14 protein-coding genes and 1 tRNA gene are annotated in these 15,310 nt (G+C 70.0%); 4 read left to right on the top strand and 11 right to left on the bottom strand.

From position 1 onward, the window contains the following. Positions 1–103: 103 nt before the first annotated feature. The 5 genes from ACIBAF_RS27395 to ACIBAF_RS27375 form a co-directional block, all read right to left on the bottom strand. Complete coding sequence (locus tag ACIBAF_RS27395) at positions 104–1,573, bottom strand: penicillin-binding transpeptidase domain-containing protein (RefSeq protein ID WP_399466489.1); 1,470 nt, start codon at positions 1,571–1,573, stop codon at positions 104–106. Continuing rightward, positions 1,570–3,009 (bottom strand): FtsW/RodA/SpoVE family cell cycle protein, encoded by a 1,440-nt coding sequence (locus tag ACIBAF_RS27390; protein WP_399466487.1) that lies wholly within the window; start codon positions 3,007–3,009, stop codon positions 1,570–1,572. The genes ACIBAF_RS27395 and ACIBAF_RS27390 overlap by 4 nt, the downstream gene beginning before the upstream one ends. 27 nt (positions 3,010–3,036) lie before the next feature. After that, positions 3,037–4,560 carry a Stp1/IreP family PP2C-type Ser/Thr phosphatase gene (locus ACIBAF_RS27385; protein ID WP_399466486.1) on the bottom strand — a complete coding sequence of 508 codons (1,524 nt, stop codon included), beginning with the start codon at positions 4,558–4,560 and terminating at the stop codon, positions 3,037–3,039. Between the two features lie 140 nt (positions 4,561–4,700). Beyond that, positions 4,701–5,219 (bottom strand): FHA domain-containing protein, encoded by a 519-nt coding sequence (locus ACIBAF_RS27380; protein ID WP_069769333.1) that lies wholly within the window; start codon positions 5,217–5,219, stop codon positions 4,701–4,703. Positions 5,220–5,229: 10 nt separating this feature from the next. Beyond that, positions 5,230–6,123 carry an FhaA domain-containing protein gene (locus ACIBAF_RS27375; protein ID WP_399466483.1) on the bottom strand — a complete coding sequence of 298 codons (894 nt, stop codon included), beginning with the start codon at positions 6,121–6,123 and terminating at the stop codon, positions 5,230–5,232. 447 nt (positions 6,124–6,570) lie between these two features. Between ACIBAF_RS27375 and ACIBAF_RS27370 the strand changes: the two genes are divergently transcribed. The 4 genes from ACIBAF_RS27370 (at position 6,571) to ACIBAF_RS27355 (ending at position 10,184) form a co-directional block, all read left to right on the top strand. Beyond that, a tRNA-Leu gene (locus ACIBAF_RS27370) sits at positions 6,571–6,657 on the top strand. Between the two features lie 441 nt (positions 6,658–7,098). Beyond that, complete coding sequence (locus tag ACIBAF_RS27365) at positions 7,099–8,619, top strand: DUF2252 domain-containing protein (protein WP_399466482.1); 1,521 nt, start codon at positions 7,099–7,101, stop codon at positions 8,617–8,619. Positions 8,620–8,944: 325 nt separating this feature from the next. Beyond that, positions 8,945–9,742 carry a hypothetical protein gene (locus tag ACIBAF_RS27360; RefSeq protein WP_399466480.1) on the top strand — a complete coding sequence of 266 codons (798 nt, stop codon included), beginning with the start codon at positions 8,945–8,947 and terminating at the stop codon, positions 9,740–9,742. 112 nt (positions 9,743–9,854) lie between these two features. After that, a complete protein-coding gene (locus ACIBAF_RS27355; RefSeq protein WP_399466559.1) occupies positions 9,855–10,184 on the top strand; it encodes a rhodanese-like domain-containing protein in 330 nt (109 codons plus the stop codon). Between the two features lie 54 nt (positions 10,185–10,238). Here ACIBAF_RS27355 and ACIBAF_RS27350 read toward each other — a convergent pair whose 3' ends face one another. The 6 genes from ACIBAF_RS27350 to paaA all read right to left on the bottom strand — a co-directional run bounded on the left by ACIBAF_RS27350 (position 10,239) and on the right by paaA (position 15,134). Then, positions 10,239–11,405, bottom strand: a complete 1,167-nt coding sequence (locus tag ACIBAF_RS27350) for an acyl-CoA dehydrogenase family protein (protein ID WP_399466478.1) — start codon at positions 11,403–11,405, stop codon at positions 10,239–10,241. 91 nt (positions 11,406–11,496) lie between these two features. Next, positions 11,497–12,558: a 2Fe-2S iron-sulfur cluster-binding protein gene (locus ACIBAF_RS27345; protein ID WP_399466477.1), complete on the bottom strand. Its 1,062-nt coding sequence runs from the start codon at positions 12,556–12,558 to the stop codon at positions 11,497–11,499. Beyond that, positions 12,558–13,103 (bottom strand): 1,2-phenylacetyl-CoA epoxidase subunit PaaD, encoded by a 546-nt coding sequence (paaD, locus tag ACIBAF_RS27340; protein ID WP_399466475.1) that lies wholly within the window; start codon positions 13,101–13,103, stop codon positions 12,558–12,560. Before paaD ends, ACIBAF_RS27345 begins: the two co-directional genes overlap by 1 nt. Then, a complete protein-coding gene (paaC, locus tag ACIBAF_RS27335) occupies positions 13,097–13,825 on the bottom strand; it encodes a 1,2-phenylacetyl-CoA epoxidase subunit PaaC (RefSeq protein WP_399466473.1) in 729 nt (242 codons plus the stop codon). The genes paaD and paaC overlap by 7 nt, the downstream gene beginning before the upstream one ends. Beyond that, the gene (paaB, locus tag ACIBAF_RS27330; protein ID WP_319337667.1) at positions 13,822–14,109 is read right to left on the bottom strand and encodes a 1,2-phenylacetyl-CoA epoxidase subunit PaaB; all 288 of its coding nucleotides are present in this window, start codon (positions 14,107–14,109) and stop codon (positions 13,822–13,824) included. Before paaB ends, paaC begins: the two co-directional genes overlap by 4 nt. Beyond that, complete coding sequence (gene paaA, locus ACIBAF_RS27325; protein ID WP_399466471.1) at positions 14,106–15,134, bottom strand: 1,2-phenylacetyl-CoA epoxidase subunit PaaA; 1,029 nt, start codon at positions 15,132–15,134, stop codon at positions 14,106–14,108. The genes paaB and paaA overlap by 4 nt, the downstream gene beginning before the upstream one ends. Positions 15,135–15,310: the final 176 nt, after the last annotated feature.

The following is a 15,310-nucleotide window of genomic DNA, read 5'->3' as shown; positions in this document are numbered from 1 at the left end:
GGCTTACCGTACCTGGACGGAGCAGTGTGACCTGGCCAAGCCCGTCACCCGATACAGGACCGGTATCGCAACGTGCACCGATGTGTAGGCGACGTGATGGGGGTCACTTCTTGCTGTCGATGACTGCCTTCATCACGTCCCTTGCGATCGGACCGGCCAGACCGCCGCCGGTGATGTCGTCACGGTTGGCGGCGCCGTCCTCGACGACGACCGCGACGGCCACCGGCGCGCTGCCGTCGGACAGCTTCGCGTACGAGATGAACCAGGCGTACGGCTTCTCGCTGTTGTTGAGGCCGTGCTGGGCGGTACCGGTCTTGCCGCCGACGATCGCGCCGCTGATCTTGGCCTTGCCGCCGGTGCCCTGCGGGTCGTTGACGACCGTCTCCATCATCTCCTGCAGGGCCTGCGCGGTCTTGGAGGAGACGGCCTGGGACAGCTGCTGGGGCTCGGTCGTCTCCAGGGTGTCCAGGTTCGGGGCCTTGAGCTCGTCCACCATGTACGGCTTCATCAGCTTGCCGTCGTTGGCGACCGCCGAGGCGACCATCGCCATCTGCAGCGGGGTCGCGGCGTTGGAGCCCTGGCCGATGCCGTCCAGCGCGTTCTGCGGCTGGTTGTCCTTGGGGTAGACGGACTCGGCGGCGCGCACCGGGGTGTCCAGCTTGGCCTCGTTGAAACCGAACTTCTCGGCCTGCGCGATCATCTTCTCGTTGCCGACGTTGTCGGCCATCTTCGCGAAGACGGTGTTGCAGGACACCATGAGTGCGTAGCGCAGCGTGGCGTTCTCGCAGGCGCCGTGCTCGTTGCCGAGCTTCTGCGTGGACTGCGGCAGCGGGAACGGGTCCGGGGAGGTGGTCTTGGAGTCGATCCCATCGACCTCGCCGTTCTCCAGCGCTGCCGCGGCCGTGACCACCTTGAACGTGGAGCCCGGCGGGTAGGTCTCGCGCAGCGCCCGGTTCAGCATCGGGTCGTCGGGGTTGTTCTTCTTCTGGACCGCGTTCCACGCCTCCTGGTCCTTGTCGGAGGACCCGGCGAACTTCGACGGGTCGTACGACGGCGCGGAGACCAGCGCGAGGATCTTGCCGGTGGACGGCTCGATCGCGGCGACCGCGCCCTTCTTCCCGGCGAGCCCGTCGTACGCGGCCTTCTGCGCGGCGGCGTTGAGGGTGGTGACGACGCTGCCGCCCTCCTTCTCCTTGCCCGTGATCATGTCCAGGGTGTTGCGGAAGAAGAGCCGGTCGTCGTTGCCGCTGAGGATGCCGTCCTCCAGCTTCTCCAGCTGGTTGGCGCCGAACGCCTGCGAGGAACGGCCGGTGACCGGCGCCCACATGGCGCCGTTCGTCCAGGTGCGCTTGTACTTGTAGTCGCCGCTGGTCTCCACCGAACCGGTGATGGCCTTGCCGTCGACGATGATGTCGCCGCGCGGGGTGGAGTAGCGCGTGATGTTGACGCGGCGGTTCTGGGTGTCGCTGGCGAGGGTGTCCGCCTTGACGTACTGCAGGTAGTTGTCCCGCAGCAGCAGGGTCAGCACGAGAAGGCCGCAGAAGACCGCGATCCGGCGAAGTGGCTTGTTCATGACGGGCGGACCACCTGGGTCATCTCGGCGTCGGGGTTGGAGGCGGGGGCGGGCGCCGGGCGGCGCGCGGTGTCGCTGATTCTGATCAGGATGCCGATCAGCGCCCAGTTGGCGATGACGGAGGAACCGCCGTACGCCAGGAAGGGCATCGTCATACCGGTGAGCGGGATGAGCCCCATCACACCGCCGGCGACGACGAACACCTGCAGGGCGAACGCACCGGAGAGGCCGATCGCGAGCAGCTTGCCGAACGGGTCGCGGGCGGCGAGGGCGGTCCGCACGCCGCGCTCCGCGATCAGGCCGTACAGCAGCAGCAGCGCCATGATGCCGGCCAGCCCCAGCTCCTCGCCGAACGTGGCCAGGATGAAGTCGGAGTTGGCAGCGAACTTGATCAGCTCGGAGTGGCCCTGACCCCAGCCGGTACCGAGCGTGCCGCCGGAGCCGAACGCCCACAGCGCCTGCATGGCCTGCTCGGAGTGGCCGCCGACACCGGCCTGGGAGAGCTTGTACTCCTTCATCGGGTCGAGCCAGGCCTGGACGCGCTGCTCCACGTGCGGCTCGACGCTGGCCACACCGACCGCGCCGACCGCGGACATCAGCAGACCGAACACGATCCAGCTGGTCCGCTCCGTGGCCACGTACAGCATGATCACGAACATGCCGAAGAACAGCAGCGAGGTGCCGAGGTCCGTCTCGAAGACCAGGATCAGGATCGAGATCAGCCAGACGACGATGATCGGACCGAGGTCGCGGCCGCGCGGCAGGTAGAGACCGAGGAAACGGCGGCTCGCCAGGGCCAGGGCGTCGCGCTTCACCATCAGATAGCCGGCGAAGAAGATCGCCAGCACGATCTTCGCGAACTCACCGGGCTGGATGGAGAAACCGGCCACCGAGATCCAGATCTTGGCGCCGTAGATGTTCTGGCCCAGACCCGGCACGAGCGGCAGCAACAGCAGGAAGATCGCGCCGACCATCGAGATGTACGTGTACCGCTGCAGGACGCGGTGGTCCTTGAGGAAGATCAGCACCACGATGAACAGGGCGATGCCCATCGCCGTGTACAGCAGCTGCCGCGGCGCGGCCGTACCGGCCTGCTCGGCCTGCTGCAGGTACTTCGACTGGTCGAGGCGCCAGATGGCGACCAGGCCCAGCCCGTTCAGCAGCGTGGCCAGCGGCAGCAGCAGCGGGTCGGCGTACGGCGCGAACTTGCGGACGACGAGATGGGCGACGCCGGCCAGCAGACCGAGGCCGAGCCCGTAGGCCAGAAGGCCGGACGGCACCTGCTCGTTGATGGCCAGGCCCACATTGGCGTAGGCGAAGACCGGGATGACGACGGCGAACACCAGCAGCGCGAGCTCGGTGTTGCGCCGGCTCGGCGTACCGATCGAGCCGATCGTGGACGTGTGGTGCGTCGGCGAGTTGGTAGTACTGCTCATCGTGTGACAGGGCCTCTCACGGCTTGCCTACTGCTCACCGCACCGCGAGACGACCTTCTGCTCTTCCTCCGAAAGGCTGGGGCCGGGGGTGGGAGTGGCGGTCGCGGATACGGACGGGGACGCGGTTGCCGAGGGGCTCGGCGATGCCTTGGACGTGAGCGACGTGGGGGTGGTTCCCGTGGTGCCGCCGGCCTCGCCCGTGCCGGTCTTCGAGCCGGTCTTGCCCGCCGGGGTGGCGTCGGCCTGCTTCTTGCAGGCGGAGGCCTGGACGGCCAGCTCGTCGATCTTCTTCTGCGCGGCGGACAGATTGCCCTCGGCGATCGTCGACTCGACCAGCTTCTGCTGGTACTCCGGGAGGTACTTGAGTTCGATCTCGGGGTGGTCCTTCTCGACCTTCGACAGCGACACCCACGCCAGGTCCTGGCTGATGCCCCGGTACAGGGCGACGTGCTCGTCCTTGGTGCCGACGTAGTACTGCGTCTGCGTCCAGCGCCAGCCGCCGTACAGGCCGCCGCCGATCACGGCGAGCGCGAGCACGCTGTAGAAGGATCTCTTCAGCCACTTACGGCTCTTGCGCGGCTTCACGAAGTCGTCGTCGGTGTAGTCGCCGAAGCCGTCCGTGGGGATGAAGCCGGTGATGTCGCCGCCCGAGCCGGGCGGCCCGAACTCGCCGCCCCCGCCGTGCCCCTGCTGCCTGCGACCGAGACCGGAGGCCCGGCCCGCCGGCGTCTGCATGATGCCGTTGTCGTGCAGCTGGAGCTGGTTCTCGGCGACCGCGCCGACCACCACCGGGGTGTCGGACAGCTGCCCGGCGAGTGTGTCCCCGGTGTCCAGGTCGAGGACGTCGGCGACGATCACGGTGATGTTGTCGGGGCCACCGCCGCGCAGCGCGAGCTGGATCAGCTCCTGCACCGTCTCCTGCGGGCCCTGGTAGCTGGCGAGAGTGTCCTCGAGCGTCTGGTGCGAGACGACCCCGGACAGCCCGTCGGAGCAGATCAGATACCGGTCGCCGGCCCGGACCTCACGGATGGAGAGGTCCGGCTCGACGTGCTCACCGCTGCCCAGCGCGCGCATCAACAGCGAGCGCTGCGGATGGGTGGTGGCCTCTTCCTCGGTGATGCGGCCCTCGTCGACGAGGCGCTGCACCCAGGTGTGGTCCTGCGTGATCTGCGTCAGCACCCCGTCACGCAGCAGGTACGCGCGCGAGTCGCCGACATGCACCAGACCGAGGCGCTGCCCGGTCCACAGCAGCGCGGTCAGGGTGGTCCCCATGCCCTCGAGCTGGGGATCCTCCTCGACCAGGCTGCGCAACTGGTCGTTGGCGCGCTGGACGGCGGTGCCGAGCGAGGTCAGGACGTCGGAGCCGGGGACGTCGTCGTCGAGGGCGACGATGGTGGAGATGGCCTCCGAGGAGGCGACCTCACCCGCGGCGGCGCCGCCCATGCCGTCGGCGATGGCGAGCAGGCGCGGACCGGCGTAACCGGAGTCCTCGTTGCCCTCCCGGATCATGCCCTTGTGCGATCCGGCGGCGAAACGCAGTGACAGACTCATGCGCACCTCGCCCGTCGGCCCCGGGTACAGCCGGTCGTGTCGAGCCACACTGCCCACCCTCCGCTCGGGAGCACACCGGGGCCCTGAGTGCCGGCCGCCGCCGCGTGCTCGCTCCGCTCGCGCTCACTCATGATGCAGCACTACTTCCGAAGCTCGATGACGGTCTTGCCGATACGGATCGGCGCGCCCAGCGGGATCGGTGTGGGAGTCGTCAGCCGCGATCGGTCGAGATACGTGCCGTTGGTGGAGCCCAGGTCCTCGACGATCCACTGACCGTCGCGGTCCGGGTAGATCCTGGCATGGCGGCTGGAGGCGTAGTCGTCGTCCAGCACGATCGTGCTGTCGTGCGCCCGGCCCAGCGTGATGGTCTGGCCCTGGAGCGCGACGGTGGTGCCGGTGAGGGTGCCCTCGGACACGACCAGCTTCGTCGGTGCGTTACGGCGCGTCCGACCGGCGGCGGCCGGCTGCTGGCGCTGCTGCGGGGGCGCCTGCTGGCGCTGGGCCTGCTGCTGCGCCCGCCCCGCCTCCCGGCGCGACCCGCGCTGGGTGACACGCGTACCGAACAGGTCGCTGCGGATGACCTGCACGGCCACGATCACGAACAGCCACAGTACGGCCAGGAAACCCAGCCGCATGACCGTGAGGGTCAGCTCTGACATTGCCCCCGCTTCACCCTTCGGCTTGCCGGTAAATGATGGTGGTGCTGCCCACGACGATCCGCGAGCCGTCGCGGAGCGTAGCGCGGGTGGTGTGCTGCCCGTCCACCACGATGCCGTTGGTGGAACCGAGATCCTGGATCGTCGAGGGCGAACCGGTCCGGATCTCGCAGTGCCGGCGCGAGACGCCGGGGTCGTCGATCCGCACGTCGGCCTCGGTGCTGCGGCCCAGCACGAGCGTCGCGCGGGAGATCTGGTGGCGGGCGCCGTTGATCTCGATCCAGTGGCGGGTGCGGGACCCGGGCTGCGGAGCCCCGGCCAGGCCCCCGCCTGCCCCGCCGGGGCGCTGCGCGCCCGCGGCGGGCGGGTAGCCGTAACCGCCGGGACGGGCGCCGGGGGCGCCGGGCGGCGGAGCGGACGGCATCGGCGGAGCGGCCGCTCCGGCGCCGGCGCTGAGATAAGAAGCGCTGCCCGGTCCGCCGGGCCGCTGTCTGCCGCCGGCTGCGGGCGCCTGCTCCGGCGCCTGGCTGCTGGAGGAGGCGAGCGTACGGCTGCGCACCCGGTACAGGCCGGTGTCGAGGTCGTCCGCCTTCTCCAGGTTGACCTTGATCGGTCCCATGAAGGTGTAGCGCTGCTGCTTGGCGTAGTCGCGCACCATGCCGGCGAGCTCGTCGCCGAGCTGGCCGGAGTAGGGGCTGAGCCGCTCGTAGTCCGGCGTGCTCAGCTCCACGATGAAGTCGTTGGGGACGACCGTGCGGTCGCGGTTCCAGATGGTCGCGTTGTTGTCGCACTCACGCTGGAGCGCGCCGGCGATCTCGACGGGCTGGACCTCGGACTTGAAGACCTTGGCGAAGGTGCCGTTGACCAGACCCTCGAGACGCTGCTCGAACTTCTTCAGAACTCCCATGGGGCACCTCCTCCGTAGTGGCTGCCGTCCTGTGCCGTGCCGCTTACCTTGCCGGTCACGTTGTCGCTTACCTGGTACTGCTTACTGATCGTATCCACGCGCCGGTGAATCGGCTGGTTCCCCCTGTCGGCCCCGTCGACGGGTGTCGACGACCTCGTGCGCACCTGCTTCGGACTCTCGCTTCTGTCCAGGATCGTAGAGGCGGCCGTGGACCAGTGTCCCGCACCTGACTGTGCTCCTCGCCCGGCTCCTGGGGAGACGGTCGCCATAGGTACGAGGTTGATACGTGAACCAGTCACCGCGGAGACGTACGGGGTCGCCGACCGTCCCCCACCTGCTCCCTGCCCGCGAAATAGGGATGTGAACGCACCCTGGACCGCGTGCTAATGTTCTGCATGTCGGAAGGCGGCGGGCCGAAAAGCCCACAAGCCCGAGGACACACCCAATGCGCGGGTGGCGGAATAGGCAGACGCGCTGGATTCAGGTTCCAGTGCCCGCAAGGGCGTGGGGGTTCAACTCCCCCCTCGCGCACCAGCTGAAAGCCCCGCAGGTCTAGGACCTGCGGGGCTTTCGCGTATCCCAGGGCAGTTGCCCACAGCAGCGGGCGCAGGCCAGTACTGGCCACAGTTGCTCACGGTGTGTGAGGAACATCTCAGGGTGGCGACCGGCCGCAGACGAGGGCGTAGCGGGCTGCACCGGGCTCGCCCGGACCGCGACCTGGCGTTGCACGTATGGCGAAGACCACCCCGACGGCGACCACGCTCCGGCAGTCAGGACGTGGGGGTGAGCTTTCTGGTCGGGTGCGATGTTTCACGTGAAACACCTGCTGGCCGGCGGGGGCCGGCAGAGGACTTGTCCACAGATGGGGAGTTATCCACAGGGTCTGCCGCCCTGTGGCCGCCGGGCTGTACGGTCGGCACGAGTTGATGTTCGGCTCGTCGAGCCAATGGACGTATGTGTGCGGGGGAGGCGGTCATGGCGACCGAGGCAGTCGGTGGTGTCGGCGTCGGTATCGGGGTGGGCGGCGACGCTGGCACCGGTGCAGGGACCGGGATGGAGACGGGTGGGGCGCGCAGGCTTCCCCGGGTGCGTGGGTTCGCGGAGTGGCCCGTCGAGCCGTCTGCCGACGGGCCGGCGGCGGGGGCGGGAGCGGGTTCGCGGTCGCCCAAGGAAGAGGGCAGGGCGCTGCGCGGCCGGGTATCCCGGTCGGCGCACGCCGCACTCGAGCTGCACGACTCCCGACCGGACGCCGTGACGGCGGTCGAGGAATCCAACCAGGGCCGCATCCCGGAGCTGACGCCGATAAGGGTCGGCCGGATGGCGGCCACCCCGTTCGCGTTCCTGCGCGGCTCGGCGGGACTCATGGCATACGACCTGGCCCGCACCCCGATGACCGGGATCCGCGCGCAGATCTGCGGCGACGCCCACGCCGCCAACTTCGGTCTGTACGGCGACGCCCGGGGCGGGCTGGTCATCGACCTCAACGACTTCGACGAGACGGTCGACGGCCCCTGGGAATGGGACCTCAAGCGCCTCGCCGCCTCCCTGGTGCTCGCAGGCCGGGAGGCCGGCGCGGACGAGGACACCTGCCGCAGAGCAGCGCACGGCGCGGCCGGCTCCTACCGCCGCACCATGCGGCTCCTGGCCAGGCTGCCGGTGCTGGACGCATGGAACGCCATCGCCGACGAAGAGCTCGTCTCCCACACCGACGCCCACGACCTGCTGGGCACCCTGGAACGGGTCTCGGAGAAAGCGCGGGCCAACACCAGCGGTCGGTTCGCGGCGAAATCGACCGAGCCGACAGAGAACGGCGGCCGCCGCTTCGTCGACGCGGCGCCGGTGCTGCGCCGAGTCCCGGACGCGGAGGCCGCCGCCGTGGCCGCGTCCCTGGAGCACTACCTGACCACCCTGTCCGAGGACCGCCACCCCCTCCTCGCCCGTCACGCCGTCCACGACGTCGCCTTCCGTATCGTCGGCACCGGCAGCGTCGGCACCAGGTCGTACGTGGTGCTGCTGCTCGACCACCGGGGCGAACCGCTGATCCTCCAGGTGAAGGAGGCCCGCGCGTCGGCCCTGGTCCCGCACCTGCTGACGGCCGGCTTCGAGGCGCCGGAGGTGGACCACGAAGGTCGCCGGGTGGTGATCGGGCAGAAGCGCATGCAGGTCGTCAGCGACATACTTCTGGGCTGGACGACCGTCGACGGTCGCCCCTTCCAGGTACGACAGTTCCGCAACCGCAAGGGCAGCGTCGACCCGTCCGCGCTCGCCGCCGACCAGGTCGACGACTACGGCCGCATGACCGGCGCCCTCCTGGCCCGCGCCCACTCCCACAGCGCCGACCCACGCCTGATCGCCGGCTACTGCGGCAAGAACGAAGAACTTGACGACGCGATCGCCACGTTCGCCGTCACCTACGCCGACCGCACCGAAGCCGACCACACGGACCTTGTGACAGCGGTCCGGGCAGGGCGGATCGCAGCCGAGACGGGGGTGTGAGACAGGGGTGTGAGGAGGGTTCACCGAAGTTCATCGAAGTACATCGGCCTCGGCGGGCGGACCCGCGAGTCCGCCTGCCGCCCCGGGACGCCGGTGGCGGTGGCGGTGGCGGTGGCGGTTCGCCGAGATGACACCGGCGGCGGTGACGGTGGGCCGAGATGACACCGGTGGCGGTCCGCCGAGATCGCGAGGCGGGGCGGGCGGGTGTGGGGTGGGCGGGGTGGGGGCGAGGGCGGGGAGGGGGAGGGGGGAGGGAGGGGGAGCCCCCCTCGGTAGTGGATGGTTGGCAGCGGTGGTTGGGGTGGCGTTGGCCTAGGCTGGTCGGGTGACGACCCCCGAAGCTGAGCAGCCCCGGCCCGAGGCGCGGCTGGAGCAGGCCGTGCGGGCCGCCGAGCAGGCGTTGATCGAGTTCGAGATCGCGGTGGAGACCTTCCGCGTCGAGGTCGAGAACTTCTCGCGGCTCCACCACCAGAAACTCGGTCCGATGTACACCCGGCTCGACGAGCTGGACGCGCAGATCGCCGAGGCCAGGGCCGCCCGCACCGGTGATCCCGAGGACCTGCGCAAGGCCGCCGAGGCGCGGGCGCGGGTGATGCCGATGCCCGGGGTGGAGGAGCTGTTCCACGGCTGGATGGACGGGGAGGGGCTGTTTCCGGAGGCCGCGGCGATGCTCACGGAGCAGTCGGTGAGGCCCCCGGAGCGGGTGCGGCCCAGCGAGGAGGCCCGCAAGCTGTACCGCGAACTGGCCCGCAAGGCCCACCCCGACCTGGCGCAGGAGGACGCCGAGCGGGCCCGGCGCGAGGAGTTCATCACTCGTGTGAACGCGGCCTATGCCCGCGGCGACGAGGCGCTTCTACGTGAGTTGGCCGAGGAGTGGGCGGCTGGTCCGGTGCCCGCGGAGCGCAGCCCGAGTCCGAGTGACGAGCTTTACGCTCGCCTCGAGTGGCTTGCTCAGCGCAAGGAGATGCTCACGCTGGTCGCCAGGGAACTTGAGGAGAGTGCGATCGGCTCGATGCTGCGGATGGCTCCGGACGATCCCGATCGCCTCCTGGACGAGATCGCCGACAAACTTCTCGCCGATGTGGCCGCCCGCGAGGCGGAGCTGGCCGAGCTGGTGGGTTAGTGCCGGGCTGCCGTGCTGCCGGACTGCCTGGCTGGTGTGCTGCCTGGCTGGTGGGGCCGTCGTGGCCGGTGCCCGGTCGGGTAGCGTCGGGGGCATGAGTTTCGGAGCTGGTGTGCCCACGGTCGAGGTCGGAGACCTCAAGGACGGCGACTTCCTGCTGGACGTCCGTGAGGACGACGAGTGGCAGGCGGGCCATGCCGAAGGGGCACTGCACATCCCCATCAGCGACTTCGTCGCCCGCTATGGCGAGCTGACCGAGGCGGCTCCGCAGGACGGGCGGGTCCATGTGATCTGCCGTTCCGGCGGTCGTTCGGCCCAGGTCACGATGTATCTCGTCCAGCAGGGCCTGGACGCCGTGAACGTCGACGGCGGCATGCAGATCTGGGCCGCCGCGGGCCGTCTCGTCGTCACGGACGAGGGCCGGCCGGGCTTCGTTCTGTAGGCGGCTGGAGAGTGGCGGCCGGCGGCGGGTGCTGTGTGGGTGTGTCGCCGTCGGTCAGCCGAGGGGGTGGGCGGCCAGTAGGTCGCCGAGTGTCTCCTCGTGTGCCGCGGCGGGGCCGAGCGACAGTTCCAGGTGCTTGGCCCAGGCGTGGTAGCGGTGCAGTGGGTAGTCGACGTCGGCGCCGAAGCCCCCGTGCAGATGCTGAGCGGTCTGCACGATGCGCCGTACGCCCTCCGAGGCCCAGATCTTGGCCACGGCGACGTCACCCGAGGCGGGCAGTGCTCCCGGCGCCCCGGAGGTGATCCGCCAGGCGGCCTGCCACAGGGTGACCTCCATTGCGCGCAGGTCGATGTAGCGGTCGGCGGCCTGGACGGCGACGGCCTGGAAGCTGGCGATGGGGTGCCCGAACTGTTCCCGCTTGCCGGCGTAGTCGCTGGTCATCGCCAGTACGCGTTCGCCCAGACCGAGTGCCAGGGCGCAGGTGCCGGTGGTCAGCAGGGTGCGCAGCCACTCCCAGGCGCCGTCGGCGGTGATGACGTCCCGGTCGGCGATCCGCGCCGAGTCGAGGCGTAGTTCGCCGAGCCGTTCGCCGGTGGTGGAGATCTGCTCGGCGAGTTCGACTCCTTCGTGTTCGCGGGGGACGACGGCGAGGATGCTCCGGTCGTCGCCGGTGCGCGCCGGTACGACGACGAAGTCGGCGTCGTGCGCCCACGACACTGCCGTCTGCACCCCGTCCAGCAGCCACTGACCGCCGGAGTCTCCCGCGCCGTTGATGGCGTTGGTGCCGTCCTGGCGGGCGGTGACGGCTAGTTCGGCCGGGTCGTGGCCCGTGCGGCCGTTCGTGGCGACGGTCAGGACGACTTCGCCCCGCCCGGCGCGGGTGAGGAGCGTCGACCTCAACTCCGGGCTGCCGTAGGCCTGTACGGCGGCCATGGCGGCGCTGTTCTCCAGTAGCGGTGTTCGTGCCAGCACTTTCGCCGACTCGCGCAGGACGAGGCAGAGCGCGATCGCATCGAGGCCCGATCCGCCGGACTCCTCGTCGAGGAGCAGGCTCAGCAGGTCCGCCGCGGCGAGCCTGGACCACAGTGCGCGGTCGAAGCCGTCGGCCACGGCGCCCTTGGTGAGCGCCGGGCTCGGCACGCTGTCGGGAGCGACCGCGGCGAATACTCCCCGCGCTGCCTCGGCTGCCGCCTGCTGCTCCTCGGTGAAGGTGAAGTCCACGGCCTGTCCTCCCGACGGGTCAGCTGATCTGACGGAGCGTCAAGATAGAACAGGTTCTAGAAGAAGGGAACAGTAGCCGGGGCCCCGCTCCTCACCGGTCGAAGTCCACCTCCACCGCCTCCGTCAGCGGATGCGACTGGCACGCCAGCACGTACCCGGAGTCCGTCTCCTCCGGCTCCAGCGCGAAGTTGCGGTCCATGCGGACCTCGCCGGAGACCAGGAAGGCCCGGCAGGTTCCGCACACGCCGCCCTTGCAGGCGTAGGGCGCGTCGGGCCGGTTGCGCAGCACCGTCTCGAGGACCGACTCCCCGTCGCGTACGGGCCAGCTTCCGCCGCGGCCGTCGAGCCGGGCGGTCACGGTGCTGTGTGCGGGGGCGGCCGTGCGCACCGGCGGGGTCGCGACGTCGACGTGGAAGATCTCCTCGTGGATCCGGGACCGCGCGACCCCGAGCTCCCGCAGTGCCCGCTCGGCGCCCTGTACGAGCCCGAACGGTCCGCACAGGAACCATCCTGCGACGTGTTCCACCGGCAGCAGCGACGGGAGCAGCCCGGTGAGCCGTTCCTGGTCCAGCCGCCCGGAGGGCAGCCCTGCCTGCTGTTCCTCGCGGGAGAGCACGGTGACCAGGTGCAGTCGCTCGGGGAAGCGGTCCTTGAGGTCGGCGACCTCCTCCAAGAACATCGTCGAGGCGGCCGTCCGGTCGCTGCGTATGAGGCAGAACCGCGCTGCGGGCTCGCGGGCCAGCAGTGTCGAGGCGATCGACAGCACCGGGGTGATGCCGCTGCCGCCGACGATCGCCGCGTACAGCCCGGGGGCGGGGTCGAGGGTGAACCGGCCGGCCGGAGTCATCACCTCCAGCTGGTCGCCGGGGTTGATCTCCTTGAGCGCGTACGTCGAGAAGGCTCCGTCCTCGACCAGGCGCACGCCCACCCGCAGGGTGCCGGGTCCCTCGCTGTCGGGGTCGGGTGCGGGCGAGCAGATGGAGTAGGTGCGCCGGACCTCGGTTCCGTCGACCACGCGGCGCAGGGCGAGATGCTGTCCTGGGGTGTGCCGGTACTCCTCGCGGAGCTCGTCGGGGACCATGAGGGTGAGGGCGACGGAGTCGTCCGTGAGGCGGTCCACCGCGGCCACCTGGAGCGGGTGGAAGCGGGCCATCACAACTCCTTGAAGTGGTCGAAGGGTTCTCGGCAGGCGAGGCAGCGCCGTAGTGCCTTGCAGGCGGTGGAGGAGAAGCGGCTGAGCAGTTCGGTGTCGGCGCAACCGCAGTGCGGGCAGCGGACCGGTTCGTCCGGCACGTTTTCCGGTTCGCTGTGGAGGGTGTGCGTCGGGCCCAGCGTCAGGGTCACCGGGCCCGGAGCGGACCGGGTGCTGCGTGGTGGGGCGATGCCGAAGTCCCGTAGTTTGCGGCGTCCTTCGGCGGAGATGTCGTCGGTCGACCAGGCGGGTGTGAGCACGGTGCGCACGGTGACGTCCCGCACCCCGTGCTCGTGCAGCGCCTTTTCGATGTCCGCGGACATCGCCTCGATCGCGGGGCAGCCGGTGTAGGTGGGGGTCAGTTCGACTTCGACGGTGTCCGTGTCGCGTAGGTGCACCGCGCGCAGCACACCGAGTTCCTGCAGGGTGAGCACGGGCAGCTCGGGGTCGGGCACCGAGCCGGCGACCGCGAGGAGTTCCGCCTCCAGCGGGGTGAGCGTCACCATGACGCCCCCGGGTGGCTGCGGTGCAGGTGTTGCATCTCGGCGAGCATCCGGCCGAACGACTCGGTGTGCAGGCCTTCGCGGCCCGCGCCGGCGCTCCAGGCTCCGGTGCGCGGCCCTTCGGGCACCGTGAGGCCGGCCCGTCCCAGTACGTCCTTCACCGACTCCAGCCAGGCCGAGCCCAGGTCGGTCCCGTCGAGGTCGAGGCCGTGCACTGGGCGGAACATCTCTCCGGTGAACCGCCACAGCGCGTCGCAGGCGCGCTGCATCCGCTCGTGGCTGAGCTCGGTGCCGTCGCCGAGCCGCAGTGTCCACTGCTCGGCGTGGTCGCGGTGGTAGGCGACCTCCTTGACGGCCTTCGCCGCGAGCCCCGCGAACAGGCCTGCGCCGGTCGCCAGTTGTGCGTACAGCAGGTGCTGGTAGGTGGAGAAGTACAGCTGGCGGGCGATGGTGTGGGCGAAGTCGCCGTTGGGCTGTTCGACCAACTGGAGGTTGCGGAAGGCGCGTTCCTCGCGCAGGTAGGCCAACTCGTCCTCGTCGCCGGCCATCGACAGCAGGATCCGGGCCTGGCCCAGGAGGTCGAGTGCGATGTTGGCGAGCGCGACCTCCTCCTCGAGGACGGGCGCGTGGCCCATCCATTCCCCCAGGCGGTGGGAGAGCACCAGGGCGTCGTCGCCGAGGGCGAGGGCGGCGGCGTTGGTGTGTGTGTTCGTCGGCGTGGTCACAGGTGCTTCACCCCCTCCGGGATCTCGTAGAACGTCGGGTGTCGGTACGGCTTGTCGGCGGCCGGTTCGAAGAACGGGTCCTTCTCGTCGGGCGAGGAGGCCGTGACCGCCGAGGAGGGCACGACCCAGATCGAGACGCCTTCGCCGCGCCGGGTGTAGAGGTCGCGGGCGTTGCGCAGGGCGAACTCGGCGTCCGGTGCGTGCAGGCTGCCGGCGTGGGTGTGGGAGAGGCCGCGCCGGGAGCGCACGAAGACCTCCCACAGGGGCCAGTCGGTGTTCGTCATGCCTGCTCCATTTCCGTTTTCGTCCCGCTGGTGCGCTTGGCCGCGTGGGCCGCGGCCGCTTCTCGTACCCATGCGCCCTCGTCGTGTGCGCGCCTGCGTTGCGTTATCCGCTGTTCGTTGCAGGGGCCGTTGCCCTTGAGGACTTCCTTGAACTCGGTCCAGTCGATGGGGCCGAAGTCGTGGTGGCCCTGCTCCTCGTTCCACTTCAGGTCGGGGTCGGGGAGGGTGAGGCCGAGGGATTCCGCTTGGGGGACGCAGATGTCGACGAAGCGTCGGCGTAGTTCGTCGTTCGAGTGGCGCTTGATCTTCCAGGCCATGGACTGCGCGGAGTGCGCGGACTCGTCGTCGGGCGGGCCGAACATCATCAGCGACGGCCACCACCAGCGGTTCACCGCGTCCTGCGCCATCGCGTGCTGCTCCGTGGTGCCGCGGCTGAGGGCGAGCAGCAGTTCGTAGCCCTGGCGCTGGTGGAAGGACTCCTCCTTGCAGATGCGGACCATCGCGCGCGCGTACGGGCCGTAGGAGCAGCGGCACAGGGGGACCTGGTTGGTGATCGCGGCGCCGTCGACCAGCCAGCCGATCGCGCCGACGTCCGCCCAGGTCAGCGTGGGGTAGTTGAAGATGGAGGAGTATTTCTGGCGGCCGGTGTGGAGCTTGTCGAGGAGTTCCTCGCGTCCGGTGCCGAGGGTTTCGGCCGCGCTGTACAGGTAGAGGCCGTGGCCCGCTTCGTCCTGGACCTTGGCCATCAGGATGGCCTTGCGGCGCAGGGAGGGCGCGCGGGTGATCCAGTTGGCTTCCGGCTGCATGCCGATGATCTCGGAGTGGGCGTGCTGGGCGATCTGGCGTACCAGCGTCGCGCGGTAGGCGTCGGGCATCCAGTCGCGTGGCTCGATGCGCTCGTCGGTGGCCACGGTGGCGTCGAAGGCGCGCTCGTACGCCTCGTCGGCGCCGCTTCCGTCGCTTGCGCTGTTGGGTGCGGTGTGCGGCTGTGTGCGGGCCGTCTGGTGCGCGGCTGCTGTCGCCATGCGGTCCCCCTTCACCTTGGGCCTGAGCTCAGTGCCCTGGCCGCGGCTCTGCCCGAGCCTTCTCCCGACCGATCGTTCGGTCCGTGCGATTCCATGGTGGGACGGCCGTCGTAAGGTGTCAACCGCTGTGGATAACCTGCGGGCGTCCCCTGTGGACAACCCACCCCACCCCGCCC

The organism is Streptomyces sp. NPDC051677, assembly GCF_044453465.1.
In the GTDB taxonomy this organism is placed as follows: domain Bacteria; phylum Actinomycetota; class Actinomycetes; order Streptomycetales; family Streptomycetaceae; genus Streptomyces.
This window is presented reverse-complemented; position numbering and strand designations above follow the sequence as displayed.

What these genes read in the sequence shown, in the direction of transcription:
- ACIBAF_RS27395 (WP_399466489.1), bottom strand. Translation starts at nt 1,573, where the DNA reads ATGAACAAGCCACTTCGCCGGATCGCGGTCTTCTGCGGCCTTCTCGTG.
- paaA (WP_399466471.1), bottom strand. Translation starts at nt 15,134, where the DNA reads ATGGCGACAGCAGCCGCGCACCAGACGGCCCGCACACAGCCGCACACC.
- paaD (WP_399466475.1), bottom strand. Translation starts at nt 13,103, where the DNA reads ATGGTGACGCTCACCCCGCTGGAGGCGGAACTCCTCGCGGTCGCCGGC.
- ACIBAF_RS27375 (WP_399466483.1), bottom strand. Translation starts at nt 6,123, where the DNA reads ATGGGAGTTCTGAAGAAGTTCGAGCAGCGTCTCGAGGGTCTGGTCAAC.
- ACIBAF_RS27385 (WP_399466486.1), bottom strand. Translation starts at nt 4,560, where the DNA reads ATGAGTCTGTCACTGCGTTTCGCCGCCGGATCGCACAAGGGCATGATC.
- ACIBAF_RS27365 (WP_399466482.1), top strand. Translation starts at nt 7,099, where the DNA reads ATGGCGACCGAGGCAGTCGGTGGTGTCGGCGTCGGTATCGGGGTGGGC.
- ACIBAF_RS27390 (WP_399466487.1), bottom strand. Translation starts at nt 3,009, where the DNA reads ATGAGCAGTACTACCAACTCGCCGACGCACCACACGTCCACGATCGGC.
- paaB (WP_319337667.1), bottom strand. Translation starts at nt 14,109, where the DNA reads ATGACGAACACCGACTGGCCCCTGTGGGAGGTCTTCGTGCGCTCCCGG.
- ACIBAF_RS27380 (WP_069769333.1), bottom strand. Translation starts at nt 5,219, where the DNA reads ATGTCAGAGCTGACCCTCACGGTCATGCGGCTGGGTTTCCTGGCCGTA.
- ACIBAF_RS27345 (WP_399466477.1), bottom strand. Translation starts at nt 12,558, where the DNA reads ATGGCCCGCTTCCACCCGCTCCAGGTGGCCGCGGTGGACCGCCTCACG.